This window comes from Streptomyces sp. NPDC054842 (assembly GCF_053611025.1).
In genome coordinates, this window is sequence record NZ_JBSGZN010000030.1 from 87,477 (window position 1) to 110,974 (window position 23,498).

The following is a 23,498-nucleotide window of genomic DNA, read 5'->3' on the forward strand; positions in this document are numbered from 1 at the left end:
TTCGCACATGAACGGCTTCGACCCGGAGGCCGACGGCACGGCCTCCACCGTGCTCGTGGTCGACGACGCGGCGGCCGGCCGCTACGCGCTGGCCGCCGTACTGAGTCGTGCCGGTCACCGGGTCGTCCCCGTTGCCGGCGCGACCGAGGCCCTCCTCGAACTCGACGCCCGGGTACGTGCCGGCACCCTGCCCGACGTGGCGCTCGTGGACGTCGGACTGCCCGACCTGAACGGCTTCGAGCTGTGCCGCAGGATCAAGGCGCGGCCCGCCACCGCCGCCCTGCCCGTCGTCCACTTCTCCGCCGCCTCCGCCGAACCCGGCTACCGCTGCCGGGGTTTGGAGGCGGGCGGCGACGCGTATCTGTCGGTGCCCGCGGAACCCGAGGAGATCGAGGCGGTCGTCCGGGCCGCGGTGCGCGGCGCCCGGATGCTCTCCGGGGCCGAGACGCTCGTCGAACGGCTGACCCTGCTCTCCGAGACGGTCGTCGCGGTCCAGACGGCGCGCTGCCTCACCGAACTCGCCGACGCGGCAGCCGAGGGCACCGCCCGGCTCACCGGCACACCGGCAGCCGTGTTCGTGCTCTCCGAGGACGGTGAACTGTACGAGGGCAGATCCGGCGACCGGTCGCCCGCCCGGTCGCACCCCCCTTCCCGCGGACCGTCCGCGGACCCCGGCACGCGGGAGGCGGTGGGCGGGCTGGTCCGCTCCTTCATGAGCGGCCACACCGGGGTGCGCAGCACCGTCGTCCCCGCGCCGCTGTGGCCCGCGGGCTTCTTCCGTCCCGGTGTCTGCGACGACGCCCGCCTGGTGCTCGCCAGGACCCGCCACGAACGGGCCCCGGTCTGCCTCGCCGTGCCCGCGCGGCACCCGCGCTCCCCGGTCGCCGACCCGCGGACCGAGGCACTCGTCGTCCGGCTGGCCCAGGCCACCGCGCTCGCCGCCGAGCCGCTGCTGATGTACCAGGTGGAGCGGCACGTCGCGCTCACCCTCCAGCACAGCTTCCTTCCGCAGCCGCACCGGCTGCCCGAACTCCCCGGCGCCGACGTCGTCGTGCGCTACGTGCCCGCCTCCCGGCAGACCGAGATCGGCGGTGACTTCTACGCGGCCCTCAGCACCTCGCGCGGTGTGCTCACCGCCGTCGGGGACGTCGTCGGGCACTCGCTCGACGCGGCCACCGTCATGGTCGAGATCCGGCACGCCCTGCGCGCCTACTGCGTCGAGGACCCCGACCCCGGCGACCTCGCCCGCCGCCTCGACCGGATGCTCCAGCACTACCACCCCGACGTCACCGCCACGGTCTGCCTCGCCCTGGCCGACCCGGCGAGCGGGCGGGTCCGGATCGCCAACGCGGGCCACATCCCGCCCCTGGTCGTCGGCGACGACGGCACCGCCTCCTACGTCAAGGCCGCCGGCCCGCTGCTCGGACTCGGACTGGACCGCCCGGAGCCCACCGAGGCGGTGCTGATGACCGGCGACCGGCTGCTGATGGTGACGGACGGCCTGATCGAGACCCGCGGCACGGACCTCGCCGTCTCCATGGAGCACCTGCGCACCGCCGCCGCCGACGCCCCGCCCGGACCCGCCGCCCTGTGCGACACCCTCCTCGACTGCTTCGGCCGGGACCGGGAGGACGACATCGCGCTGCTCGCGCTGCGGCTAGGGTGACCGGGACGTCCCCCTGGAACAGGAGTGCCCATGCCGCAGATCACCGTCGACTACTCCGCGACGCTCGACACCGCCTTCGACCGCGCCGGCTTCGCCCGGGCGCTGCACGAGCGCGTCGTCGACACGGCGGCCGCGAAGATCGGCGCCTGCAAGACGCAGTTCCGCCCGACCCAGGACACCGTGGTCGGGGAGGACACCGGCGGGCACGCCATCGTGCACGTCACGCTCGGACTGCTCGCCGGACGGACCGAGGAGACCAAGGCGAAGCTGACCGAGGAGGTGCTGGACCTGCTGAGGACCCACGTGAAGCCCGCCGACGGTCTCGCCCTGCACGCCTCCGCCGAGGTGCGCGACCTCGACCCGTCCTACCGCAAGTTCGAGCTGTGACGTCCGGGGCGTGACGGCGCGCGGCCGGGGCCTGTCGCTCGGGTCGGCGTGATCCGAACGGCAGACGCTACGCCGCCGGAGGCGACGCCAGCGAGATCAGCCGGACGGCGAGGTCCGTGAAGGGCCCCTCGGCCGGCTCGTTCTGGAAGGCGCGCCGCAGCACGTCGGTCATCTCGGCGTCGTAGGCGGCGCTCACCGCGGCCAGCGCGGCGAAGTCCCGCACGAGCTGCGTCTCCAGCTCACCGCGCGGGATGCGCCGCCCGTCCAGCCAGATCAGCGCCGTGGACTCGGCGAGCGAGATCCACGACCGGATCACCAGCTCCAGCCGGGCGGGCGGGTTCTCGACGCCGAGATGCGCGAGGATCTGGACGTACGCGGCCTGGCGCACCGAGTCGATCAGGGCGTTGGTGGTCGAGGAGCCGACGGCGGGGCCACCGCGCATCAACGCCGAGAAACCGGGCCCGTGGTCGTCCACGAAGTCGAAGAAGCGGTGCATGACCCGCAGCAGCCGCGCCCCGAGCGGACCCTCGCGGGGCTCCACGAAGCGCCCCGCGAGATCGTCGGAGGCCCGCTTCAACGCCGCCTCGTAGAGGCTGAGTTTGCCGGGGAAGTAGTGGTAGACCAGCGGTCGCGAGATGCCGGCGGCGGAGGCTATCTCGTCGATGGAGACCTCGTCGGGCGAGCGTCGGCTGAACAGGTCGAGGGCGACGCCGATCAGCTGCTGCCGTCGCTCCTCGACGCCCATTCTGCGGCGTACCCCGGTTGTCATACGAACACCTTACCGATCGGTTCCGCCCCGGAACGGGCCGGTCCGTCCAGGGGTGTCACATGTCCAGCACGATGCGCGCACCCCGCGCCCGCGACACACAGATCAGCATCGAGTCGTCACGCTCCGCGTCCGTCAGCAGTTCGTCCCGGTGGTCGATCTCCCCTTCCAGCACACGCTGTTGGCAGGTCCCGCAGAAGCCCTGCGCGCACGAGTACACGGTGTCGGGCAGCACCTCCCGCACGGCGGCGAGGACGGTGGAGCCGGCGGGGACGGTCACCGTGCGGCGGCTGCGGCGCAGTTCGACCTCGAAGGCGCCGTCGCCGCCGGCCGGGGCGGGGGCGACGAACCGCTCCAGGTGCAGCGAGGCGCCCTGGGGCAGCCGGGCGGCGACGGCCTCCATCAGCCCCTGCGGACCGCAGCAGTAGACGGCCGCGCCGTCGGGGAGGTCCGCGAACAGCCCGTCCAGGCCGGGCCGTCCGTCCACGTCCTCGGCGACGACGGTGACCCGGCCGCCCGGCAGCTTCTCGACCTCCTCCAGGAAGGGCATCGACGCCCGGGTCCGTCCGGCGTACAGCAGCCGCCACGGGACGTCCTCGCCGAGGGAGCGCAGCATCGGCAGCACGGGCGTGATCCCGATGCCGCCGGCGACGAAGACGTACGCGGGCGCGTCCACGAGCGGGAAGCGGTTGCGCGGGCCGCGCACCTCGACCTCCGTGCCCGTGCCGAGGCGTTCGTGCACCTCGCGCGAGCCGCCGCGCCCGCCCGCGGCCTCGTCCACGAGCCGCGCCGCCACGGTGTACGCGGACGCGTCCTCGGGGTCCCCGCACAGCGAGTACTGCCGTACGCGTCCGGAGGGCAGCACCAGGTCGAGGTGGTCGCCGGGCTCCCAGGCGGGCAGCGGGCCGCCCTCCAGGCGCAGTTGGACGACGCCGTCGGCGATCCGCTCGTGCCGGGCGACCCGCAGCCGCAGCGCGCGCGAGCGCGGGCGGCCGGAGACGGGCTCCTCCAGCGCGGGCAGCGGCCACAGCGGCGACGCCTCGATCCGGCGGCGCAGTGCGCTCCGGACGAGCAGCGCGGTGCCGGCGACGGCCACGAGGGTCCGCACCCGCGGCGTCACGAGGCGCTCCGCTCGGCGGCCGTGGCGGCGGGGGAGGCGGCGAGGTAGGCCAGCGCCTGCTCGGTCGAACCCTCCTGGGAGGGGTGGTAGCCGCGGCTCAGATAGCGCGGGATCGACTTCAGCATGTCCCCGGTCGACGGCAGCACGCCCGCCCTGCCGCTCGCGTAGAAGTCCCGGAAGCCGGCGCGGCCGTCCGTCAGAGTCGGGTCGTTCGCCATGAAGAACCGTGGGCCGCGCTGCCAGAGGAAGACCAGGGCCGCGAAGGCGGTCGCCCAGGTCCGCACCCGGCGCCGGTAACCGCCGTCGAGGTGCTGGAACAACTCGAAGGCCACGGACCGGTGCTCCACCTCCTCCGCGCCGTGCCAGCGCAGCAGGTCGAGCATGGTCGGGTCGGCGCCCCGGCGGTCCAGCTCCTCGGCGTTCAGCACCCAGTCGCCGAGGAACGCGGTGTAGTGCTCGATGGCCGCGATCACGGCGACCCGCTCCATGAGCCACCACCTGCGCGCCCGGCCCGGCGGCAGGGTGCGGTCGCCGAGCAGCTTCTCGAAGAGCCAGTCGACCTGCGCGGTGTACGGAGTGGGGTCGAGGCCCAGCTCCCTGAGGTGCGGCAGCACCTCGTCGTGGGCCTGCGAGTGCATCGCCTCCTGCCCGATGAAGCCGATGACGTCCTCGCGCAGCCGCTCGTCCCGGACGAGGGGCAGCGCCTGCCGGTACACGTGAACGAACCAGCGCTCACCGGCGGGCAGCAGCAGGTGCAGCACGTTGATGGTGTGCGTGGCGAACGGATCGCCCGGCACCCAGTGCAGGGGGGTGTCCGCCCAGGAGAACGACACCTTGCGCGCCTGTAGGGCGGTCCGCCCGGGCTCGGCAGGCTGCGGCTCGCGGGGCGTCTGCTTATTGGACATGGCGTCAATGTACTGACGGGTAGCCCGCGGGAGAACCCCCGTGCGCGGACTTGTTGACATGAACGTCAGCTAGGTCGGGGGTTCTCGGCGGCGGTGCCACGGGGATGTTTACGGAGCTGTGCGGCCCGGAGTCGCGGTCAACGGGCCGGTGTGGCACGCAGTCGCGCTCCAGGGCACCGCGTTGCGCGAGACCGCGTCGCGGTCGGCCGCACCTCGCGAGGCCGCGCTCCCGTCGGCCGCACTTCGGGCGGCGACGGGAGCGGGTGCCGAGCGGACGCCGAGACGAACGACGCCCGGGCACTGGGGTGTTCGGACGCCCGGCCCCCGGACGCCTGGCCCCCGGGACCCCGGACGCCTGGCCCCCGGCCCGCTCGGACGCCTGGACCCCCGTACGCCCGACCGGCCCCCGGACGCCTGGCCCCCGGGGCCCCGGACGCCTGGCCCCCGGCCCGCTCGGACGCCTGGACCCCCGTACGCCTGAACCCCCGTATGCCCGTCTGCCCGTACGCCCGCACGCCCGGACACCAGGACCCCGGAACCCCCCCCGGACGCCCGGGGGCAGAAAGCGGACGCCCCTAGCGCAAGCCGTCGATCGACGCGCCGTTGGCCAGCCTGCCCGTCAGCTCCGCCTGCGCGCCCTGCTTCGCGCGGACGGCGAGCAGGTTGCCCTGGGAGGTGCCGCGGACTCCGCCCGTCGCGGCCACCGACGTCATGTCACCGCTGCCCGCGGCGAGCAGGTACCAGGAGCCTGCGGCCGACTTCCACAGCACGCCCGCCAGCACGTGCGGGTCGCGGGAGCCGCAGGCGGGCGCGTTCTCCGCCTTCGCCGCGACCGCCCCGAAGAGTCCGCCCGGCGTGTGGAACTGCGCCAGCACGCGCGGGTCCGCGCCGCGCCAGGTCTCGGCCCGGGTGCAGACCCAGTCGGCCGCCCCGCTCCCGTCCGGCAGCTGCTGCCGCGCGAACTGCCAGGCGTTCACCGACCGGACGCCCATGGAGCGCACCGAGGCGAGCGAGCAGGCGTAGGCGGACCAGCTGCGCGGCGAGGCCTCGCGCGGCGCGGACGGCCGCCCCGCGGTGAGGTGCGCCGGGGTGAGTTCGCCGAGGTCGCTCAGCAGCCGCGGGCGTGAACCGCCGGTGCCGCCGGTCAGTTGCAGCGTGTGCCAGGAGCGGCAGGTGCCGGTCTGCTGCGCGGGGCTGGCCAGCGGCCCCGTCACGCCGTCCGCCGACAGCCCGAGGTCGACCGGGGCCGCCGCCGGCTCCAGCAGGTCCCGCTCGGCGGCCCGGCGCACCCAGGGCGCCGTCAGATAGCGGACGTTGCCGTCCGCCCGGTCGAGGACCACCGCGCTCGACTCGGCGTCGCTCGCGCCGTCCACCCGGGCGAAGTCGAGGGCGGCGCCGTTCGTCCCGTTCTTCGGCTCGGCGTAGCGGGCGATGCGCAGACCGTCGTAGAGGAGGACCACGCGCGCGGAGTCGACGTCCCCCGCGTACAGCAGCTGGGGCGGGCCGGGCGGGGCGCCCGAGGGCGTGCCCGGGGTGGCGGACACCTGCACGCTCTCGCCGGGGCGGGCCCACACGGCGAGGGCCCGCCGCAGCAGCGCGCCGTCCCCGGTGAGGTTTCCGCGCGCGGGCCACACCGAGAAGTCGGTGCGCGCGGCGGACCGCCAGGCCGTCGCCGGCACCTTCACGACCTTCGCCGGGTCGAGCGCGGCCTCGGCGGCGGGGTTCTGCGCGTACGAGGGGGCGGCGGCCCCGTCCGGACCCCAGCCGTCGCCGGGCAGGCCGAGCAGCGCGCCGCACACCGCGACGGCCGCGGCGGCGGCGAGCGCGGCCTTGAGGTGCTGCCTGCGCCGCATCAGGTCGGTGGGCCGGGCGTGCAGCGAGCAGGGATCGAACTCGGGGGAGAGCAGCAGCTCCTCCCCGGCCGTCACGGTGCCGGCCTCCGTGAGCGCCGCGCCGGGCTCCCCGACGCCCGCCGCCTCCAGCACCTCCCGCACGTCGGTGTCCGGCATGCGCTCCAGGGCGCGCAGGACGAAGGCCGCGCGGGCCGGCCCGGTGAGCCCGGAGAGCCGCTGGTCCAGGGCGAGTTCGTCGGCACCGCCGGAGCGCGGGAAGAGCCTGAGGCCCCACACCTGCGGCAGCAGCGGCGGCAGTTGGGCCCGCTTCGGCCAGGCCAGTCGCTTCAGCGGCAGGCCCGCCTCCAGGGCGCTGCGCACCACGTGGAGGCGGACGACGGCGTACCCCGGGTCGCTGTCACGGCCGCCCGCCTGGGCGGGGATCAGGGCGGCGGTGGTCCGTCCGCGCGGCAGGGCGCGCTGGGTGAGGGCGTGCGCCGTGAGCACCCGGCGGTTGCGGCCGAGGCTCGGCGGCAGCACCAGGTAGGCGAGCCGGACGAGCCGCGGGTAGTGCTCGACGAGCGCGGCCTCGGCCTGCTCGACGTCGACGGCCGGTTCGGGTGCGGGGCGCGGGGCTACATCCTGTGACTGCACGTTCAGCAGAACGAGCGAATCGTCGGTTGGTCACCTCGGCCCGCGGGAGCGGACGAGGGCTTTACGCTCCCGGTTCCACCAGCAGCCGGGCGTAGTTCGCCATGGACCGCTGATAGCGCGGCAGATGGGGGGCGAGGGCGCCGAGCACCAGGGCGAGGCCCTCCCGTTCACGGCCGAGGTCGGCGAGGCAGAGCGCGAGACAGGCCCGTACCGCGTCGTCCAACTCGTCGGAGGGCGCCAGCAGTTCGGGGGTGAGGAGATTGACGCCCTCCTCCGCCTGCCCGATGTTCCGCAGGGAGCTGGCGAGTTGGATTTTGGTGCGCCGGGTCCGGTGGCTGTCGAGGCCGCCTGCCAGCGCCTCCTGGTAGAGGGGGACCGCCCGGTCCGAGTGGCCCGTCGAGTCCCAGGCGCAGGCCCGTTCGAAGAGGCCGAGGGGGCTGCCCTCCGGGAGTTCGGCGACGAGTTCGTCGATCACCGCGCGGAACTCGCCCGCCCGTGCCTGGTCGTAGTCGTCGAAGGTGGCCCAGGCCGCCGCCACGCGCATGTCCCAGTCGTCGTTCACCCTCCCACCCTCGCACAGGCACCCCGGCCCGGACCATCGGCCGCGTGATCTTCCTGCCACCGGACCCGGCAGTCCGCGTCCCCGGCGCCCGGTGCGCGGGCCCGCCCAGCCCTGGGTGCCGGGAGGGTTCGGGCCGGGGCCTCCCACAGGGCCCGGCACCCGGGGGAACCGTCCGCCGCTTCACGGATGACGGGCCGGATGACGCGCCGATTGAGCGCGGAGGGCGCCGGAGCCGTATCGAAGGCGGGGCCCTGTGCCGGGGCTTCCCGTGGCGTGGGCCGGGACCGCCGCCCCGAGGCGGTTCCGAGGCCGGTGGCACCGGCCGCGCCCGGCACCGTGCGTCGCGACGGACCGCCCGTCCGCGTGCCCCCCGTCCCGGCGGGTGCGGCATGCTGACCGGACGGGCGTCCGTGCTCGACGGTGCGTACGAGAGGCGACGGGTTCAGGTCGCCGCGAGGACCGGAGGAACGTATGAGGGTGACGCGCGAGGGGTTCGCGGCCGGAGCGACCGGGGCGGCTGCGGCACTGCTGCTGCTCACCGGCTGCGGCGGGCCGGGCGGCACCGGCGCCGAGGACGACAAGGTCCCGGCCACGGCCACCGGCAGCCTGGAACACCTGGCCTCCGAGGCGAAGTGCGAGCCGGACATCCAGACGGACGCGGACGAGATCCGCCAGGCCGTCTGCAAGAACACCGACGGCAAGTTCATCCTCGCCACCTTCGCCACCGACCGGGGCCAGCGCGAGTGGCTCAACGAGGCGAAGGACTACGGCGGTTCGTACCTCGTCGGCAGCAAGTGGGTCGCCGTGGGGGAGCCGGGGACGGTCACGGCGCTGCGCGGCCGGCTCGGCGGGACGATGGAGAAGGGGACCTCGCACCACTCGGGCGGCGGCGGTGGCGGAGGGGACGAGACCGCGCACTCCGGTCACCACGGCGGCTGACCCCGCCGGTTCACGGGGCCTCGGGGGCATCCCGGGGCGAGCGGAGAACGCCGGAGGCCGGCGGTGGGAGCTCCCACCGCCGGCCTCCTGACGCGGACCGGGTCAGCCGGTCACCTGCACTTCCTGCCGGTGTTGATGCAGTTGACCATCTTGTTCATCAGCTTCTCGTCGAAGACGTTGATGAAGTCGTCGTGGTCGGTGCTCGGCTTGTGCAGTTGCTCGGGGAAGCCGTCCACCGCGTACGGGTTCTTGACCTGCCCGTTCTCGATGGTCGGCGCCGGCACGTCGTACACCAGGCGCATCGTCAGCTGCGGGATCGCCTTGAAGCCGTTCGCGCAGTTGCCCTGGGCGTCGGCGAACGCGACGTGCGTACGGTGGTTGGCGCTGTCGACGTTCTGCCCGTCCCAGCAGCTCTGGAAGGCGAACGAGCGGACCACGTCGCTGCCCTCGGGGCAGATCGGGTACTGCTCGGTCAGCTGCACCTTGCTCTCGAACCCGGTGCAGCTCCAGTGGGCGTTGGCGTTCGCGAGACCGTTGGTCGTGGTCTTCGCGTCACCGGTGATGATCCGCAGGAACTTCGGCATCGCGACGACCTTGCTCCGCGGGTTGCCCACGAACTTGATCGACGCCTGCTTGGTCTGCTGGATCTGCCCGACGTTGCCTTCCTTGCCACCGCCGTCGTTGTTCTGGTCGAAGTCCTGCGTACCGTTCTGGATACGCACCACCGGCCAGTAGTACGACGACTTGTCGCCCTGGTTCGCGCAGCTGGTCTGGGCCGCGGCGAACGTGTCGTTGTTGGCGAAGGCGTCGTTCGACTGGTTGCCGACGTAGTCGTGAAGGTGGTGGGCGCCGTTGGTGACACCGGGTGCCACGATCACGTTGTCGGTGTTGAACTTCTTGTTGGCGTTGACACCGCAGGAGCTGGTGAAGGTGCCGGCCGAGCCGCCGGAGCGGGTGCGGGGCTTGCGGGCCACGTTGGGCTGGACCTTCGTGATGTCCACGAAGTCGGCAGCCACCGGGCCGTTGCCCGCCTGACCGCCGTTGCCCGCCTGGCCGCCCTGGTCCTGACCGCCGTCGTCGCCCTGACCGCCGGCGCCCTGGTCCTGGCCGCCGCCGTTCTGGTCCTGGCCGCCGTCGGCCTGGCCGTCCCCGTTCTGGTCCTGTCCGTCGCCGGCCTGTCCGTCGGTGGTCTCCGGCGGGTCCGCGGGTACGCCCGTGCAGGGGGCGAGTCCGTCCAGCGAGCTCGGCGCGGTGCTGCCGGTCCGCTTGAATTCGATCTTGATCCGTTCGATCGTCGCGGTCCGCTTGTCCTTCAGCGGGCCGAGGATGGAGTTCTGGACGAAGCCGGCGTCCTTGGCCGCGGCGTCGCGCGAGGCGGCGAGCCGGGCGTACGCCTCGGTGATCTGCTTGTCGAGGGTCGCCAGCTCCCTGTCGACGCCGGAGCGTGCCCGGTACGGGACCTTGGTCAACTGCTGTCCGACGTCCGGGCACTTGATGGTGGCCACCTGAGCGGCGGCGGCCTTGGTGTCGTTCTGCGCCGAGTTCTCCTCATGCGCGGAAGCGTAGAAATTCGCCCAGACCAGCCCGCCACCACCGATCGCCAGGGCCGCCGATGCGGCTATGGCGCGGACGGCAAGCGGTGAACGGCGTTTTCGTGTGTTGCGTCCCATGGAACTCCTCTGACTTCCTTGCGGGGCAGCGAGGCGCCCGACAGGAGTGAAGCGGCTCCGTTCCATACGGGTGAGGCGGGTGGGGCGTTCAGGATCCCCGCAAGAACTTGGGAATCCCGGTGGCCGATTCCGGCATCAGTCACCTCAAACGCCGTGAAAACAAAGGCAGTTGATCTACGCGAACAGGTTTGAACCATGTTCAGCGGGGCCGCGGGAGCCGGCAGCCGGAGCCGTCGCGGACCGGGACTCAGCGTCCCCGGTCCAGGTACGCCAGCACCGCGAGGACGCGCCGGTTGTCGTCGTCCGAGACCTCCAGGCGCAGCTTGGCGAAGATGTTGGACGTGTGCTTGGCGATCGCCCGTTCCGTGACCACCAGTTGGCCCGCGATCGCCGTGTTCGAGCGTCCCTGCGCCATCAGTTCCAGCACCTCCGTCTCGCGCGGCGTGAGCCGGCCGAGCGGCTGGTCGGTGGCGCTCCGCCGGGCCAGCAACTGCTGGATGACCAGCGGGTCCATGGCGGTGCCACCCGCCGCGACCCGTCGTACGGCGTCGATGAACTGCTCCGCGTCGAACACCCGGTCCTTGAGCAGATAGCCGACCCCGCCGGTGCCGTCGGCCAGCAACTCCCGCGCGTACAGCTGCTCCACGTGCTGGGAGAGGACCAGCACCGGCAGCCCCGGCCTCCTGCGGCGTGCCTCCAGGGCGCACTGGAGGCCCTCGTCGGTGTGCGAGGGCGGCAGGCGTACGTCGACCAGGGCGATGTCCGGGGCCGACTCGGCGAGCGCCCTGCTGAGTTCGGGGCCGCTCCCCACGGCGGCGGCGATCTCGAAGTCGTGGGCCTCCAGCAGCCTCACGAGTCCGTCACGGAGCAGGAAGAGGTCCTCGGCCAGGACAACACGCACGGAATCTCCATGGTCACCGTCGTGGGACCGCCCGCGGGGCTGCTGACGGTCAGGACGCCGTCGAATGTACCGAGCCGCCGCTCCACCCCGGCGAGCCCGGAACCCGCTCCGGCGACCGCCCCGCCGCGGCCGTCGTCGGTGACGGTGATCCGCAGGACCCCCTCCGCGTGACGTATGCCGACCCGTACCCGGCCGGCGCCGGAGTGCTTGACCGCGTTGGTGAGGACCTCGCTGACCGCGAAGTGGGCGGCGGACTCGACGGGCGGTTCCGGGCGGCCGTGCAGATCGACGGCGACCTCCGCTTCCAGGGGCAGGCGCAGCGCCAGCGCCCGTACGGCGTCGCCCAGTCCGCGCTCGGCCAGCACCGGCGGATGGATGCCCCGCACCAGGTCGCGCAGCTCGGTGAGCGCGTCCGCGGAGGACTGACGGGCCCGTGCGAGCAGCTCGCGCGCCCGGGCCGGGTCCTTGTCGAGCAGCGCCTCCGCGGTCCCCAGGTCCATGCCCATGGCGACGAGCCGCGCCTGTGCCCCGTCGTGCAGGTCCCGCTCGATCCGCCGCAGCTCGGCCGCCGAGGTGTCCACGGCGTCCCGCCGGGTGTCCGTCAACACCTGCACGCGTTCGGCCAGTTCGGCCCGCCCGGGGGAGAGCACCGACCGGGCGAGCAGGAAGTGGACCCGCAGCAGCGCCGGGGAGAACCGGTACGCGGCGAAGAGGAGCACGGCGCCGAGGGCCCCGGCCGCGAGGGCACCGGCCGGTCCGGAGCCGTACCACCGGCCGCCGTGCGTACCGCCCTCGAAGACCCACCACAGGGCCAATGCCAGGCCCTCCAGCGGGCAGAGCAGCAGGGCGGCCGGCAGCAGTGCGGTCGCGAACCCGGCCGTCATCCGGACCGGCAGCCACCGCAGGTCCCGCCAGGTCGCCGGGTCCCGGAGCATGCCGAAGCACCGTCTCCACGCGGGGGCGCCGGCGGGCGGCGGCCGGTACGCCGAGGGGATGCGCACCCCGCACCACCGTCCGGCGAGGTCGCGCTCCCGGCCGGTGAACGCGCGTACGCCGGTCAGCAGCCAGGGGGTGGTGACAATGCCGACGCCGACCGGCACCAGCGCCACCGACACGGCGGTCAGCACCAGCAGCACGGTCGACGCGGCGAACCCCGCCACGGCGAGGACCAGCCCCCGCGCCCCCGCCACGGCGGCCTCACCTGCCCTCGCCCGGACGCCGTCACCGCCGGCCCGCATCGTCTCCATGCGCCCAGTCTCCCGGCACCGGGTCCACCGGTCACTGGGGCGGGCCCCCCGTCCGGGGGTGTAGCCGAGTGCACTCCCGGGGGCCGCCCGTCCGCTTGAGGTGCCCGGGCGCAAGAGGCCGGGCACCCGCGGGGTCACACCCCGAGCACCTTCGCCTCCACGGCGGGATCCAGGCCCACCGCCGGCCGGTCGGACCGCTGCGGGGCGACGCCTCCGAGGCCGAGGAGCCAGCTCCACGTGTCGGCGACCGTCTCCTCGACCGGACGGGCGCGCAGCCCCGTCGCGAGCGCGCGGGACACGTCCGCCCCGTGCAGCGCGTCGTGCAGGTCGCTGTCCGGCGGCACCCACACGGGCAGGTGCGTCCAGGGCTCGATCCCGGCCTCCAGGACCGCCGCGGGACCGGTCCACCGCAGGTCCGCCCGTCCGCCGGTGGCCCGGACGCACGCGTCGAGGAGTCCGCCGGTCGTGGTGTGCCCGCGCGGTGCGACCAGGTTGTACGCCCCGCTCACCTCCTGCTCCGCCACCCCGACGATCCACTCGGCGAGGTCGCGGACATCGACGTACTGGAGCGGCAGGTCACGCGGACCGGGCGCCAGTACCGGGCCCCCGCGCGCGATCCGGTTCAGCCACCACGGCAGCCGCCCGATGTTCTCGTACGGCCCGAGGATCAGCCCGCTGCGCACCAGCACCGAGCGGTCCGCGCCGAAGCTCTCCAGCACGGCCAGCTCGCCGCCCCGCTTGTCGCGGGCGTAGTCGGTCTGCTCCGCGTCCGCCGAGGCGCCGTCCACGAGCGGAGCGTCCTCGGTGTACCCGGCGGGCGGCGCCCACGCGTACACCGAGCAGCTCGACACGTACACGTACCGCCCGGCCCGCCCGGCCAGCAGCCGTGCCGCCTCCCGCACCGCCCGCGGCGCCGCCGACCAGGTGTCGACGACGACGTCCCACTCGCCCCCGGCGAGCGCCGCGAGACCGTCCGGGGCGGCGCGGTCGCCGTGCAGCGTCCGCACCCCCGGGGGAGTCTCCCCCCGGCCCCGGTGGAACACGGTCACGTCCCAGCCGGCCGCGAGCGCCGCCTCCACGACGGCGCGCCCCACGAACTCCGTACCACCCAGCATCAGAAGCCTCATACCGGCGACTCTGCCCGACGGGGCGGCCGGCCGGAACGGGAATCTGCTGACAGGAGATCCCGGTCAGCGCCCCGCCGGCGGCGCGTACTTGTAGCCGACCCGCCGCACGGTCTGGATCGCCTTGCGGTGCTCCGCGCCGAGCTTGCGCCGCAGCCGGGCGACGTGGACGTCGACGGTGCGGCCGTCGCCCACGTGCCCGTAGCCCCACACCGTGGTGACCAACTGGTCGCGGGTGTGCACCCGGTGGGGGTGCGCGACGAGATGGGCGAGCAGCTCGAACTCCAGGTACGTCAGGTCCAGGGCGCGGCCGTCGACCCGCGCGGTGCGCTGTACGGAGTCGACCCGGACGAGGGGCTGGGTCCCGTCGTCGCCGGGGCCCTCCGGCTCGGGCGCGTCCGGCACGGCGACCGGCAGCAGCGGCTGCTGGTCGGCCGGGACGAGGACCAGGTAGCCGACCATCGGCGGGCGGCCCGGCAGCGTCGGCAGCGTGTGCGGGGGAGCGGGCAGCCAGGTGGCGCCCGGCGGCAGGAAGTCGGCGACGTCGATCACCTCGTCCCGGTCGACGGCGCGCAGCCGGTGCCGTGCGCTGCCCGGGGAGGTGGCGGTGAGAGTGCCGGCGGTGGAGAAGGAACGGGTGTTCGCCATGAGAGGTCAGCTCTTTCGCGCGAGGAGTCGTCGTGTGGTGTCGACGGCGGCGAGTTCTTGGTCGCGGCTGTCGAGAGACGTACGTCGTGCGCGCTGGCCGAAGGCCGGGGTGTACGGCTTTAGAGGGCCCGCGCGTTCATCGCGCGGCAACACACCCGGTCGAAGTCGTGGTGCTGACGGGACGGCCAGAACGGCTCCAGGTCGTGGCGACCCGTCGCGGTGTCCTTCTGGAAGCTGGCCATGGCCCCATTGAAGCAGATGAGCCCGGTCCGGAGCAGATCCCGTACGGACCTTCTCGGCACGTGATACGGACCTTGGCGCGATCCGGCCCCTGCCACGCGGAAGGGGCGCCCGCCGGACCGGCGGGCGCCCCTTCACGGGAAGCGGGGGATCAGACCTGGCCGGCCTTCTCCAGGGCGGAGCAGCAGGTGTCGACGAGCAGGCGCGTCACCACGTAGGGGTCGACGTTCGCGTTCGGACGGCGGTCCTCGATGTAGCCCTTGCCGTCCTTCTCGACCTGCCACGGGATGCGGACCGAGGCGCCGCGGTTCGAGACGCCGTAGCTGTACTCGTTCCACGGGGCGGTCTCGTGCAGACCCGTCAGGCGGTCGTCGATGCCGGCGCCGTAGTTCTTCACGTGGTCGAGCGGCTTCGAGCCCTCGCCCAGCGACTCGCACGCGGTGATGATCGCGTCGTAGCCCTCGCGCATCGCCTTGGTGGAGAAGTTGGTGTGCGCGCCCGCGCCGTTCCAGTCGCCCTTCACCGGCTTGGGGTCCAGCGTCGCGGAGACGCCGAAGTCCTCGGCGGTGCGGTAGAGCAGCCAGCGCGCCACCCACAGCTGGTCGGAGACCTCCAGCGGCGCCAGCGGGCCGACCTGGAACTCCCACTGGCCGGGCATGACCTCGGCGTTGATGCCGGAGATGCCGAGGCCCGCCTTGAGGCAGTTGTCCAGGTGCGCCTCGACCACGTCACGGCCGAAGATCTCGTCCGAGCCGACACCGCAGTAGTAGCCGCCCTGCGCGGCGGGGAAGCCGCCCTCGGGGAAGCCGAGCGGGCGCGCGCCCTTGAAGAAGGTGTACTCCTGCTCGATGCCGAAGATCGGCTCCTGCGCGGCGAACTTCTCCGACACCTCGGCCAGCGCGGCACGGGTGTTGGACTCGTGCGGCGTCATGTCGATGTTCAGGACCTCGCACATGACGAGGACGTCGTCGCCGCCGCGGATCGGGTCCGGGTACGTGGCGACCGGCTTGAGTACGCGGTCCGAGGCGTGGCCCTCCGCCTGGTTGGTGCTCGACCCGTCGAATCCCCAGATCGGCAGGTCGGCACCCTTCTCGGAGTCCGCCAGTATCTTCGTCTTCGAACGGAGCTTGGCCGTCGGCTCGGTGCCGTCGATCCAGATGTACTCAGCCTTGAAGGTCACGGGCCACATCCTTCGGGGTGGGTCTGCAGGCGCACTTGCGGGTGCTGCGGCGCTGCGGCACTGGGGCGCCGCTGGGGATGCCCGGCAGCCTGTCAACAGGCGGTTTCCCGGCCGTTGCCCACGTGTGAACCCCGTGTTACCTGGCGGCTCGTGTGCCCGGGGTCACGGGGGTGAGAACGCGGCGGCGTGCGAGAAGGGCCCGCCCCTCCGGTACGGGAGGGACGGGCCCCTCGGACGCCGCGCACGCCGCGGGCGCCGTCGCGGCGGGCGGTCAGCCGACCTTCTCGATGCGCGCCTTGCGGATCAGGAACTTGCCGGGCTCCCTGACCTGCTCGAACGCCGCGTTGTTCAGCAGGACGCAGCTGCCCGAGACCGAGGTGACCTCCACGGTCGTGGACTTGTTGTTGTCCAGGTTGGTCACCTTGAGCTTCGTCCCGGCCGGGAACTGGTTGCTGGACGCGGCCGGCGCGCCGTTCTCCCCGGACAGCGTGACGGTCGAACCGGCGCAGACCTGCTCCCCGGCGGCGGCCTCCCCGCCCCCGGCACCGGCCTCGTCGCCGGGCGCGGCCTCCCCGGGAGCCGTCGCGCCGGGCGCTGCTTCCCCGGGAGCGGTCGTGGCGGGCGCGGTGGTGGCCGGCGCGGTGGCCTGGGAGTCCTGAGCCGACTCCCCGACCTCGCAGCCGGACGCCTCCTGCTGGCGCCCGATCTCCTTGATGACGGCCTCGCGGTTGGCGATGCGGGCCTCCGACTGGGCGTCGGGGGCGGCCCGTTGGGCGTCGATGAACCGCTGGTTGTTGCCGACCGCGGTCGCCAGCCCCTGGCAGACCGTCGAGTTGCCCGCGTTCTGGACCGGCGCCGCGTTCGACGTGGCCGCCAGGGCGAAGGCCCCGCCTCCGGCCACGGCGGCGGCACCGGCCAGCAGGGCGAGCTTCTTCGGGGTGCTGAGCGTTCTCCTACGCGACATGCGCGCCTCCTGGGTCCGGGGGAACGTACGCCGCTAGGTACGAGATACCGAACGAGGTCACTCAACGGTCACGGTGACCAGGCGAGTGACGTGGGCCACAGGGGCGGGTGCCGGATGGTCAGCGGGACAGGGCGTCCCGTACCGCCTCCTCCGTACGGGCCACCACCGCGGTCCCGTCGTCCGCCGTGATGATCGGCCGCTGGATCAGCTCGGGGTGCTCCGACAGCGCCGTGATCCAGCGGTCCCGCGAACCGGCGTCCCGCGCCCACCCCTTGAGCCCGAGCTCCCCGGCGGCCGGCTCCCCGGTCCGGGTGATGTCCCACGGTTCGAGCCCGAGCCGCTCCAGCACGGCCCTGATCTCGTCCTCGGCGGGCACGTCCTCCAGGTAGCGGCGCACGGTGTAGTCGGCGCCCTCCGCGTCGAGCAGGCTCACGGCGCTGCGGCACTTCGAACAGGCCGGGTTGATCCAGATCTCCATGCTCACACGGTACCCGGAACACCCTCTCTCACCTGCGTCACACCAGGTCAACGCCCTTGTGACCACAGGCTTTTGTCAGTGCCGGGCGGTAGAATAGAAGCAGTGTTCGAGGGTGCCGCCGGACGTTCCGGCGAGGCCCTGACCGCGACAGGAGGATGCCCGTGCCCGCTGCCGCACTGAAGCCGAAGCCCACCCAATCCACCGCCCGCAGGGCGGTCCCGCTCGACCTGCCGTACGAGCCCGTGGAGAAGCGTCCGCTCCCGCCGGGACGCCCTCGCGACTGGTACGTCACGCACAACCGCCGGCTCAAGGCGATGCGCCTGGCGATCGCCCTGCTCGACTCCGGCGTCTACATGGCCGACCACGCCCGCAACGAGACGATCCACAGCGCCGCCGCGCTCATCGGCGTCCACCCGCCGTCCGACACCACGTGCCACATGGTCAGGGCGCTGATGCGGTACGCCCGCTGACACACACCGGGGGCTCCGCCCGCCCGCGAGGAACGCGGCCCGGGCGCGGCCCCCGGTACGGGAGCCGGCGGCGGGGGCCTACCCCGCCGCCAACTCCCGCTCCAGCGGCGTCCGGAAGCGGGGCGTGACCCGGACCGCGCCCACCCACGCGGACAGCCGGGCGGCCTCCGCGGCGACGGCCGCACGCCCCTCCCGGCCCAGCCGGGCCGCGTCCGGCACCCGCCACACCACCTCCCCGTCGGGCCGCTGCGCCCAGCCCCCCACGACCTGCCCGTTCCACCACACCGTCGGCCCCACGTTCCCGCTCCGGTCGAAGAGGGCGGGCCGCAGCTCCGGGTCGAGGAACCAGTCCCTGTCCCGCCACCCCATGGCCGTCGGGTCGAGCCCCGGCAGCAGCGCGGCCCACGGCTCGGCGGGCCCGGCCACCGGCCCGGCGTCACCGTCCGCCACGTACCCCGTCACTCCGCCGTCGAGCGACACGGCCACCGCCCCGGCCGCCGCCAGCGCCCGGCGCACATCGGTGACCTTCCACCCCGTCCACCACTTCAGGTCGTCCTCCGTCGCCGGACCGCACGCGGCCAGCCAGCGCCCCATCAGGTCCGCCTGCGCCGCGGCCGGCTCCAGCTCGGGATGCGGCGGCGCGACGGCCCAGCGGAACCGGGTCGACGTCCACGTGCCCAGCGGCCGCCCGCGCACGACCCGCCCCTCGACCCCGAGGACCCGCATCAGCCGGGACGACACGTTCTGCTCGCTCTCGTAGCCGCGGCCCGCGCCGTAGGTGAACCGCTCCCTCAACCGCGGCTCGTCCCGCACGAGTTCGTCCACCGTGGCCTCCCCGCGCCGGGCCAGTGCGGCGAGCACGGCCTCCTCGACCTCGGCCAGCCACTCCGCGGTCAGCCGCCCCCCGCTGCCGTCCGCCAATTCCTTGAGCAGCCCGGTCCGCGCCCGCGCGGCGACGGCGAGCCCCGTCGAGGCGTGCACCACGGCCGTCAGCGCGGCGGGGAACACGAACACCGTGTGCCGCATCCCGTGCATCCGCACCAGCGTGCGGTCCTCGTACAGCGCCCGCTCCAGCTCGCCCACGGTCTTCCCGGGGTCCGCCAGCCGCGCGCCCACCGCCAGGTACACCGTCGCAGGATCGGTCCCGTGCAGGGCGACGAGCGAATCCGCCACCTCCTCGGCACGGGCCGCGCGCGCCGCCCCCGCCAGCCGGTGCCGCAGCGCCAGCCTGGCCCGCCGCTCCGCCACTCCGATGTGCCGCCGCGCTTCCACGTCGCCTCCGCCTCTCCGGCCGCCCGCGCACCGGATCCCCGGTACCTCCCCCATCCTCCCGAACACCCGGCCGCCCTTGGGGCACGTCACCCGAATGCCGTACCCGGCATGCGTGCGGCCCGCCCGGCGGACTTCACTGGGGCGACCGGGGGAGAGCAGGGACCGCAGGCGCGGGGAAAGGCGGGACGGCGATGGGCGGTCAGGGTGGACGAGGGCTCGTCGCGACGGCCGCCGCAGCGCGTCCCCGCTCATGACCACGCCGGCCGACCGCGCCCAGAAGGGCAGAGCGGTCCGCAAGATCCTCCCCCGTTCCGCGCACGCCGACTGGCCGGCCGCCCTCGACCGGCCCGACCCCGTCGCCGTACTCGAACGCCAGGGCCGGGACCGGCTCCAGGAACTCCTCCCGGTCAGATACGGGAGGATGACCGCCTCGCCCTTCGCCTTCCTGCGCGGCGGGGCCGCCGTGATGGCCGCCGACCTTGCGGCCCGCCCCCACACGGGCCTCACCGTGCAGCTCTGCGGCGACGCCCACCTGCTGAACTTCGGCCTCTTCGCCTCCCCGGAACACGCCCTGCTCTTCGACCTCAACGACTTCGACGAGACCTTCCCCGGGCCCTTCGAATGGGACGTCAAACGGCTGGCCGCCAGCGTCGCCGTGGCCGCCCGCGAGAACGGGCACAGCGAGGCACGGGCCCGCCGCGCGGCGCGCGCCTCGGCCGCCGAGTACCGGCACGCCATGCGCGGCCTCGCCCGCCGGGGCGAGCTGTCCGTCTGGTACGAGCGCATCGACGCCGACCGGCTGCTCCCGCTGGTCCGCTCCGCCCACCACCGCAAACGCCTGGAGTCCACCCTCGCGCGGGCCCGCCGCCGGACCAGCCTGCAGGCGCTCGGCAGACTCACCGAGATCGCCGAGGGCCGGCCCCGCATCGTCCAGGACCCGCCCCTGCTGGAGACGGCGGGGCCGTCCGACATGGGCGCCCTGCGGAAGATCTTCAGCGACTACCGCTCCACGCTCTCCGAGGAACGCCGGCTGCTCCTCGACCGCTACCGCTTCATGGACGCCGCCCGCAAGGCCGTCGGCGTCGGCAGCGTCGGCGTCCGCTGCTACGTCGTGCTGCTCGCCGGCCGGGACGCCGACGACCGACTGCTCCTCCAGCTCAAGGAAGCCGGCCGGTCCGTGCTGGAGGAGCACCTGCCCACCGGCCCCTACGACCACCCCGGCCACCGCGTCGTCGCCGGCCAGCGGCTGCTCCAGGCCACCGGCGACATCTTCCTCGGCTGGATGACGGGGCCCCAGGGACGGCCGTACTACTGGCGGCGGCTACGCGACATGAAGGGCTCCCCGGACGTCGCCGGCATGAGCCCGGACGAACTCCACGACTACGCCCGTCTGTGCGGCGCCGCCCTCGCCCGCGCCCACGCCCGCTCCGGTGACCGCGTCGCCATCGCCGGCTACCTCGGCGGCGCCGACGCCTTCGAGCGCGCCGTGGCGGACTTCGCCCTGCACTACGCCGACCAGAACGCCCTGGACCACGGAACGCTGTGCGCCGCCGTGGCCGCGGGCGTGGTCAGAGCGGCCCCCGGGGTCTGACCCGGGGCCGGGAACGGCAGGGGCCGCCGGAAATAGGGATGCACGCGCTGAGAGCGGGTCCCTACGCTGGGCACGCGTTCCGGAGCCGCCGGGCACCGCTTCCCTCCGGACAGGCTTCAGCCGGCGGTGCCGGGGCTAGTCTCTACGCACCGACGGCCGCCCACCCCAGCGCCGCGTCGGAGCACCTCTCGAAGACCCGTAACCCACGCCCCAAGGAGTCCCGTCATGGGCACCTTGATCATTTCGGCGACCGCGGTCCTGGTCGTCCTCGGCTTCACCCACCACGGCCTCTGGCTGGCCGCGGTCGCCGTCCTCTTCCTGTACGTCCGCTTCGGGCGCGCCGGCACGGGCGCGCCCACCGCCTCCTCGACCGGCGCGCCGGCCGCTCCCGGCGCCTCGGGCGGGTCCGCCGCCCGCGTGGACTCCAGCTACCGCGCCTACCGTGCCCGCCGCGACCGGCAGGCACGGTGGGAGCGCCGCTACCGCCGCGAGCGCCCGCTGGAGTCGCGCCGCCAGGAACGGAAGGGCCGCTGAGACGGCCCGCCGTACGACTGAGCCCCGCCGCCGGCCCGTGAGGGCGGCGACGGGGCTCGGGCCGGGAGCCGTGACGGTTTACACGTCGAAGTACAGCTCGAACTCGTGCGGGTGCGGGCGCAGCTGGAGCGGCGCGATCTCGTTCGTGCGCTTGTAGTCGATCCACGTCTCGATCAGGTCCGACGTGAAGACGTCGCCCTGGAGGAGGAACTCGTGGTCGCGCTCGAGGGCGTCGAGGACGGCCGGGAGCGAGGTCGGGACCTGCGCCACGTTCGCGTGCTCCTCGGGAGCCAGCTCGTAGAGGTCCTTGTCGATCGGCTCGGCCGGCTCGATCTTGTTCTTGATGCCGTCGAGACCGGCGAGCAGCAGCGCCGAGAAGGCGAGGTACGGGTTGCCGGAGGAGTCCGGGGCGCGGAACTCGACGCGCTTGGCCTTCGGGTTCGAGCCGGTGATCGGGATACGCATCGCGGCGGAGCGGTTGCGCTGCGAGTAGACCATGTTGACCGGCGCCTCGAAGCCCGGGACCAGACGGTGGTACGAGTTCACCGTCGGGTTGGTGAAGGCGAGCAGCGACGGGGCGTGCTTGAGGATGCCGCCGATGTAGAAGCGGGCGGTGTCCGAGAGGCCCGCGTAGCCGGCCTCGTCGTAGAACAGCGGGTCGCCGTTGGCCCACAGCGACTGGTGGACGTGCATGCCCGAACCGTTGTCGCCGAAGATCGGCTTCGGCATGAAGGTCGCGGTCTTGCCGTTGCGCCAGGCGACGTTCTTCACGATGTACTTGAAGAGCTGGAGGTCGTCGGCCGCGGCGAGCAGCGTGTTGAACTTGTAGTTGATCTCCGCCTGGCCGGCGGTGCCGACCTCGTGGTGCTGGCGCTCGACCTGGAGGCCCGAGGCCTCCAGCTCCAGGGAGATCTCGGCGCGCAGGTCGGCGAAGTGGTCGACGGGCGGGGCCGGGAAGTAGCCGCCCTTGTAGCGGACCTTGTAACCGCGGTTGTCCTCGATGGCGCCGGTGTTCCAGGCGCCCGCCTCGGAGTCGATGTGGTAGAAGGACTCGTTCTCGGCGGTCTTGAAGCGCACGCTGTCGAAGACGTAGAACTCGGCCTCGGGGCCGAAGTACGCGGTGTCGGCGATGCCGGTGGAGGCGAGGTACGCCTCGGCCTTCTTCGCCACGTTGCGCGGGTCACGGGAGTACTGCTCGCCCGTGATCGGGTCGTGGATGAAGAAGTTGATGTTGACCGTCTTGTCGCGGCGGAAGGGGTCGACGCGCGCGGTGGACAGGTCGGCGCGGAGCGCCATGTCGGACTCGTGGATGGCCTGGAAGCCGCGGATCGAGGAGCCGTCGAAGGCCAGCTCCTCGGCCGGGTCGAAGGCCTGGGCCGGGATCGTGAAGTGCTGCATCACGCCCGGAAGGTCGCAGAAGCGGACGTCGACGAACTTGACGTCCTCGTCCGCGATGAACTTCTTGGCCTCGTCGGCGTTCTGGAACATCCAGCTCCTCCTACTCCCGCCCACTAGGACCGGGGTGGTAGTTCGTTCGTGCGGCCAGTGCGGTGGCACACGCTGCGCCCGACCTTAGGGACCGGGGATTTCTCAAGCGTGACCCATTTGTTTCGCGCAAGTTAACCGGCCCGGGTTCGACAGCAGCCTACGCATACCCCGGCCGGTAGGGCACATACCCGGGCGCAGTACCGTGGACGGGTGGACAACAGGCAAGCAATCGGATCGTGGCTGTCCGGCCCCCGCGCGGCCGCGGAGGAAGCCGGTGCCGACTTCGGATACCGGGGGGAACAGCTCGGTCTGCCCGAGGAGGGGCCTGGCTCGATCGCCCGCCCGGGCCGCCGCCTGGGCGCCCTCGCCGTCGACTGGGGCCTGTGCCTGCTGATCGCATACGGGCTGCTCACCGAGGGCTACGACCGGACGACGGGGAACTGGGCGCTGCTCGTCTTCTTCGTCCTGGGCGTCCTCACCGTCGGCACCGTGGGCTTCACGCCGGGCAAGCGCCTGTTCGGACTGCGCGTCGTCCCCGAGGGCGGCGGCCGGCTGAACCCGCTGCGTGCCCTGCTGCGGACGGCGCTGCTGTGCGTGGCGGTACCGGCCCTGATCTGGGACCGCGACGGCCGGGGCCTGCACGACCGCCTGGCCCGCACGGTCGAGGTCCGCGGCTGACGACGGCGCCGAGACCCGCGTCCGGCCGCGAGGACGGAGCGTGACGGCGCCGACGTACGAGAAGTCCGGCGTACGAGACGCCTACGCGCGAGACGCCAACCCTAGAGAAGGCCGACGCACGAGAAGGCCGACGCACGAGAAGGCCGACGTAACGCGAAGAGGGCGCCCGGAGTGGTCCGGGC

General features: G+C 73.5%; 23 protein-coding genes. 7 read left to right on the forward strand and 16 right to left on the reverse strand.

The genetic code is table 11. From position 1 onward, the window contains the following. Positions 1-7 precede the first annotated feature (7 nt). Positions 8-1,666, forward strand: a complete 1,659-nt coding sequence (locus ACWGIS_RS23300) for a SpoIIE family protein phosphatase (protein WP_453364388.1) — start codon at positions 8-10, stop codon at positions 1,664-1,666. 30 nt (positions 1,667-1,696) lie between these two features. Continuing rightward, positions 1,697-2,053 carry a 5-carboxymethyl-2-hydroxymuconate Delta-isomerase gene (locus ACWGIS_RS23305; RefSeq protein ID WP_453364389.1) on the forward strand — a complete coding sequence of 119 codons (357 nt, stop codon included), beginning with the start codon at positions 1,697-1,699 and terminating at the stop codon, positions 2,051-2,053. A gap of 67 nt (positions 2,054-2,120) precedes the next feature. Here the strand turns inward: ACWGIS_RS23305 and ACWGIS_RS23310 are convergent, their stop codons facing one another. From ACWGIS_RS23310 to ACWGIS_RS23330, 5 genes are all read right to left on the reverse strand, one after another. Next, entirely contained in the window at positions 2,121-2,822 is a 702-nt protein-coding gene (locus ACWGIS_RS23310) for a TetR/AcrR family transcriptional regulator (protein ID WP_453364390.1), read from the reverse strand. 55 nt (positions 2,823-2,877) lie between these two features. Beyond that, positions 2,878-3,939, reverse strand: a complete 1,062-nt coding sequence (locus tag ACWGIS_RS23315; RefSeq protein WP_453364391.1) for a PDR/VanB family oxidoreductase — start codon at positions 3,937-3,939, stop codon at positions 2,878-2,880. Then, positions 3,936-4,844 carry a metal-dependent hydrolase gene (locus ACWGIS_RS23320; RefSeq protein ID WP_453364392.1) on the reverse strand — a complete coding sequence of 303 codons (909 nt, stop codon included), beginning with the start codon at positions 4,842-4,844 and terminating at the stop codon, positions 3,936-3,938. The genes ACWGIS_RS23315 and ACWGIS_RS23320 overlap by 4 nt, the downstream gene beginning before the upstream one ends. A gap of 575 nt (positions 4,845-5,419) precedes the next feature. Beyond that, positions 5,420-7,330, reverse strand: coding sequence for a hypothetical protein (locus ACWGIS_RS23325; protein ID WP_453364393.1), 1,911 nt, complete (start codon positions 7,328-7,330; stop codon positions 5,420-5,422). Between the two features lie 61 nt (positions 7,331-7,391). Beyond that, the gene (locus ACWGIS_RS23330) at positions 7,392-7,874 is read right to left on the reverse strand and encodes a tetratricopeptide repeat protein (protein ID WP_453364414.1); all 483 of its coding nucleotides are present in this window, start codon (positions 7,872-7,874) and stop codon (positions 7,392-7,394) included. Positions 7,875-8,363: 489 nt separating this feature from the next. Between ACWGIS_RS23330 and ACWGIS_RS23335 the strand changes: the two genes are divergently transcribed. Then, positions 8,364-8,831 (forward strand): hypothetical protein, encoded by a 468-nt coding sequence (locus tag ACWGIS_RS23335; RefSeq protein ID WP_453364394.1) that lies wholly within the window; start codon positions 8,364-8,366, stop codon positions 8,829-8,831. A gap of 110 nt (positions 8,832-8,941) precedes the next feature. Here the strand turns inward: ACWGIS_RS23335 and ACWGIS_RS23340 are convergent, their stop codons facing one another. From ACWGIS_RS23340 to ACWGIS_RS23380, 9 genes are all read right to left on the reverse strand, one after another. Then, positions 8,942-10,501 carry a DUF1996 domain-containing protein gene (locus tag ACWGIS_RS23340; protein WP_453364395.1) on the reverse strand — a complete coding sequence of 520 codons (1,560 nt, stop codon included), beginning with the start codon at positions 10,499-10,501 and terminating at the stop codon, positions 8,942-8,944. Positions 10,502-10,748: 247 nt separating this feature from the next. Next, positions 10,749-11,402 (reverse strand): LuxR C-terminal-related transcriptional regulator, encoded by a 654-nt coding sequence (locus ACWGIS_RS23345; RefSeq protein WP_453364396.1) that lies wholly within the window; start codon positions 11,400-11,402, stop codon positions 10,749-10,751. Further along, positions 11,351-12,649: a sensor histidine kinase gene (locus ACWGIS_RS23350; RefSeq protein ID WP_453364397.1), complete on the reverse strand. Its 1,299-nt coding sequence runs from the start codon at positions 12,647-12,649 to the stop codon at positions 11,351-11,353. The genes ACWGIS_RS23345 and ACWGIS_RS23350 overlap by 52 nt, the downstream gene beginning before the upstream one ends. Before the next feature lie 134 nt (positions 12,650-12,783). Beyond that, complete coding sequence (locus ACWGIS_RS23355; RefSeq protein ID WP_453364398.1) at positions 12,784-13,776, reverse strand: SDR family oxidoreductase; 993 nt, start codon at positions 13,774-13,776, stop codon at positions 12,784-12,786. Between the two features lie 63 nt (positions 13,777-13,839). Continuing rightward, a complete protein-coding gene (locus ACWGIS_RS23360; RefSeq protein WP_453364399.1) occupies positions 13,840-14,421 on the reverse strand; it encodes a winged helix-turn-helix domain-containing protein in 582 nt (193 codons plus the stop codon). A 119-nt stretch (positions 14,422-14,540) separates the two neighbouring features. After that, positions 14,541-14,663 (reverse strand): hypothetical protein, encoded by a 123-nt coding sequence (locus tag ACWGIS_RS23365; RefSeq protein ID WP_355729704.1) that lies wholly within the window; start codon positions 14,661-14,663, stop codon positions 14,541-14,543. A gap of 149 nt (positions 14,664-14,812) precedes the next feature. Then, positions 14,813-15,841: a glutamine synthetase gene (glnII, locus tag ACWGIS_RS23370; protein WP_453364400.1), complete on the reverse strand. Its 1,029-nt coding sequence runs from the start codon at positions 15,839-15,841 to the stop codon at positions 14,813-14,815. Positions 15,842-16,112: 271 nt separating this feature from the next. Next, entirely contained in the window at positions 16,113-16,805 is a 693-nt protein-coding gene (locus tag ACWGIS_RS23375; protein ID WP_453364401.1) for a hypothetical protein, read from the reverse strand. A gap of 118 nt (positions 16,806-16,923) precedes the next feature. Then, complete coding sequence (locus ACWGIS_RS23380) at positions 16,924-17,283, reverse strand: ArsC/Spx/MgsR family protein (RefSeq protein ID WP_453364402.1); 360 nt, start codon at positions 17,281-17,283, stop codon at positions 16,924-16,926. A 161-nt stretch (positions 17,284-17,444) separates the two neighbouring features. Between ACWGIS_RS23380 and ACWGIS_RS23385 the strand changes: the two genes are divergently transcribed. Next, complete coding sequence (locus ACWGIS_RS23385) at positions 17,445-17,753, forward strand: hypothetical protein (RefSeq protein WP_453364403.1); 309 nt, start codon at positions 17,445-17,447, stop codon at positions 17,751-17,753. Between the two features lie 78 nt (positions 17,754-17,831). On the opposite strand, the gene ACWGIS_RS23390 is transcribed toward ACWGIS_RS23385, so the two are convergent. Then, positions 17,832-19,025 carry a winged helix DNA-binding domain-containing protein gene (locus ACWGIS_RS23390; RefSeq protein ID WP_453364404.1) on the reverse strand — a complete coding sequence of 398 codons (1,194 nt, stop codon included), beginning with the start codon at positions 19,023-19,025 and terminating at the stop codon, positions 17,832-17,834. Between the two features lie 250 nt (positions 19,026-19,275). Here ACWGIS_RS23390 and ACWGIS_RS23395 point away from each other — a divergent pair, with 250 nt between their 5' ends. Together ACWGIS_RS23395 and ACWGIS_RS23400 are read left to right on the forward strand one after the other, a co-directional pair. After that, on the forward strand, positions 19,276-20,616 hold the full coding sequence (locus ACWGIS_RS23395; RefSeq protein ID WP_453364405.1) for a DUF2252 domain-containing protein: 1,341 nt from the start codon (positions 19,276-19,278) through the stop codon (positions 20,614-20,616). A 225-nt stretch (positions 20,617-20,841) separates the two neighbouring features. Further along, complete coding sequence (locus ACWGIS_RS23400) at positions 20,842-21,150, forward strand: hypothetical protein (RefSeq protein WP_453364406.1); 309 nt, start codon at positions 20,842-20,844, stop codon at positions 21,148-21,150. Positions 21,151-21,228: 78 nt separating this feature from the next. On the opposite strand, the gene glnA is transcribed toward ACWGIS_RS23400, so the two are convergent. Then, positions 21,229-22,638, reverse strand: a complete 1,410-nt coding sequence (glnA, locus tag ACWGIS_RS23405; protein WP_356167351.1) for a type I glutamate--ammonia ligase — start codon at positions 22,636-22,638, stop codon at positions 21,229-21,231. A gap of 210 nt (positions 22,639-22,848) precedes the next feature. Between glnA and ACWGIS_RS23410 the strand changes: the two genes are divergently transcribed. Next, a complete protein-coding gene (locus ACWGIS_RS23410) occupies positions 22,849-23,316 on the forward strand; it encodes an RDD family protein (protein WP_453364407.1) in 468 nt (155 codons plus the stop codon). Positions 23,317-23,498: the final 182 nt, after the last annotated feature.

What these genes read in the sequence shown, in the direction of transcription:
- ACWGIS_RS23300 (WP_453364388.1), top strand. Translation starts at nt 8, where the DNA reads ATGAACGGCTTCGACCCGGAGGCCGACGGCACGGCCTCCACCGTGCTC.
- ACWGIS_RS23305 (WP_453364389.1), top strand. Translation starts at nt 1,697, where the DNA reads ATGCCGCAGATCACCGTCGACTACTCCGCGACGCTCGACACCGCCTTC.
- ACWGIS_RS23310 (WP_453364390.1), bottom strand. Translation starts at nt 2,822, where the DNA reads ATGACAACCGGGGTACGCCGCAGAATGGGCGTCGAGGAGCGACGGCAG.
- ACWGIS_RS23320 (WP_453364392.1), bottom strand. Translation starts at nt 4,844, where the DNA reads ATGTCCAATAAGCAGACGCCCCGCGAGCCGCAGCCTGCCGAGCCCGGG.
- ACWGIS_RS23330 (WP_453364414.1), bottom strand. Translation starts at nt 7,874, where the DNA reads ATGCGCGTGGCGGCGGCCTGGGCCACCTTCGACGACTACGACCAGGCA.
- ACWGIS_RS23335 (WP_453364394.1), top strand. Translation starts at nt 8,364, where the DNA reads ATGAGGGTGACGCGCGAGGGGTTCGCGGCCGGAGCGACCGGGGCGGCT.
- ACWGIS_RS23340 (WP_453364395.1), bottom strand. Translation starts at nt 10,501, where the DNA reads ATGGGACGCAACACACGAAAACGCCGTTCACCGCTTGCCGTCCGCGCC.
- ACWGIS_RS23350 (WP_453364397.1), bottom strand. Translation starts at nt 12,649, where the DNA reads ATGGAGACGATGCGGGCCGGCGGTGACGGCGTCCGGGCGAGGGCAGGT.
- ACWGIS_RS23355 (WP_453364398.1), bottom strand. Translation starts at nt 13,776, where the DNA reads ATGAGGCTTCTGATGCTGGGTGGTACGGAGTTCGTGGGGCGCGCCGTC.
- ACWGIS_RS23360 (WP_453364399.1), bottom strand. Translation starts at nt 14,421, where the DNA reads ATGGCGAACACCCGTTCCTTCTCCACCGCCGGCACTCTCACCGCCACC.
- ACWGIS_RS23365 (WP_355729704.1), bottom strand. Translation starts at nt 14,663, where the DNA reads ATGGCCAGCTTCCAGAAGGACACCGCGACGGGTCGCCACGACCTGGAG.
- ACWGIS_RS23375 (WP_453364401.1), bottom strand. Translation starts at nt 16,805, where the DNA reads ATGTCGCGTAGGAGAACGCTCAGCACCCCGAAGAAGCTCGCCCTGCTG.
- ACWGIS_RS23380 (WP_453364402.1), bottom strand. Translation starts at nt 17,283, where the DNA reads ATGGAGATCTGGATCAACCCGGCCTGTTCGAAGTGCCGCAGCGCCGTG.
- ACWGIS_RS23395 (WP_453364405.1), top strand. Translation starts at nt 19,276, where the DNA reads ATGACCACGCCGGCCGACCGCGCCCAGAAGGGCAGAGCGGTCCGCAAG.
- ACWGIS_RS23400 (WP_453364406.1), top strand. Translation starts at nt 20,842, where the DNA reads ATGGGCACCTTGATCATTTCGGCGACCGCGGTCCTGGTCGTCCTCGGC.
- glnA (WP_356167351.1), bottom strand. Translation starts at nt 22,638, where the DNA reads ATGTTCCAGAACGCCGACGAGGCCAAGAAGTTCATCGCGGACGAGGAC.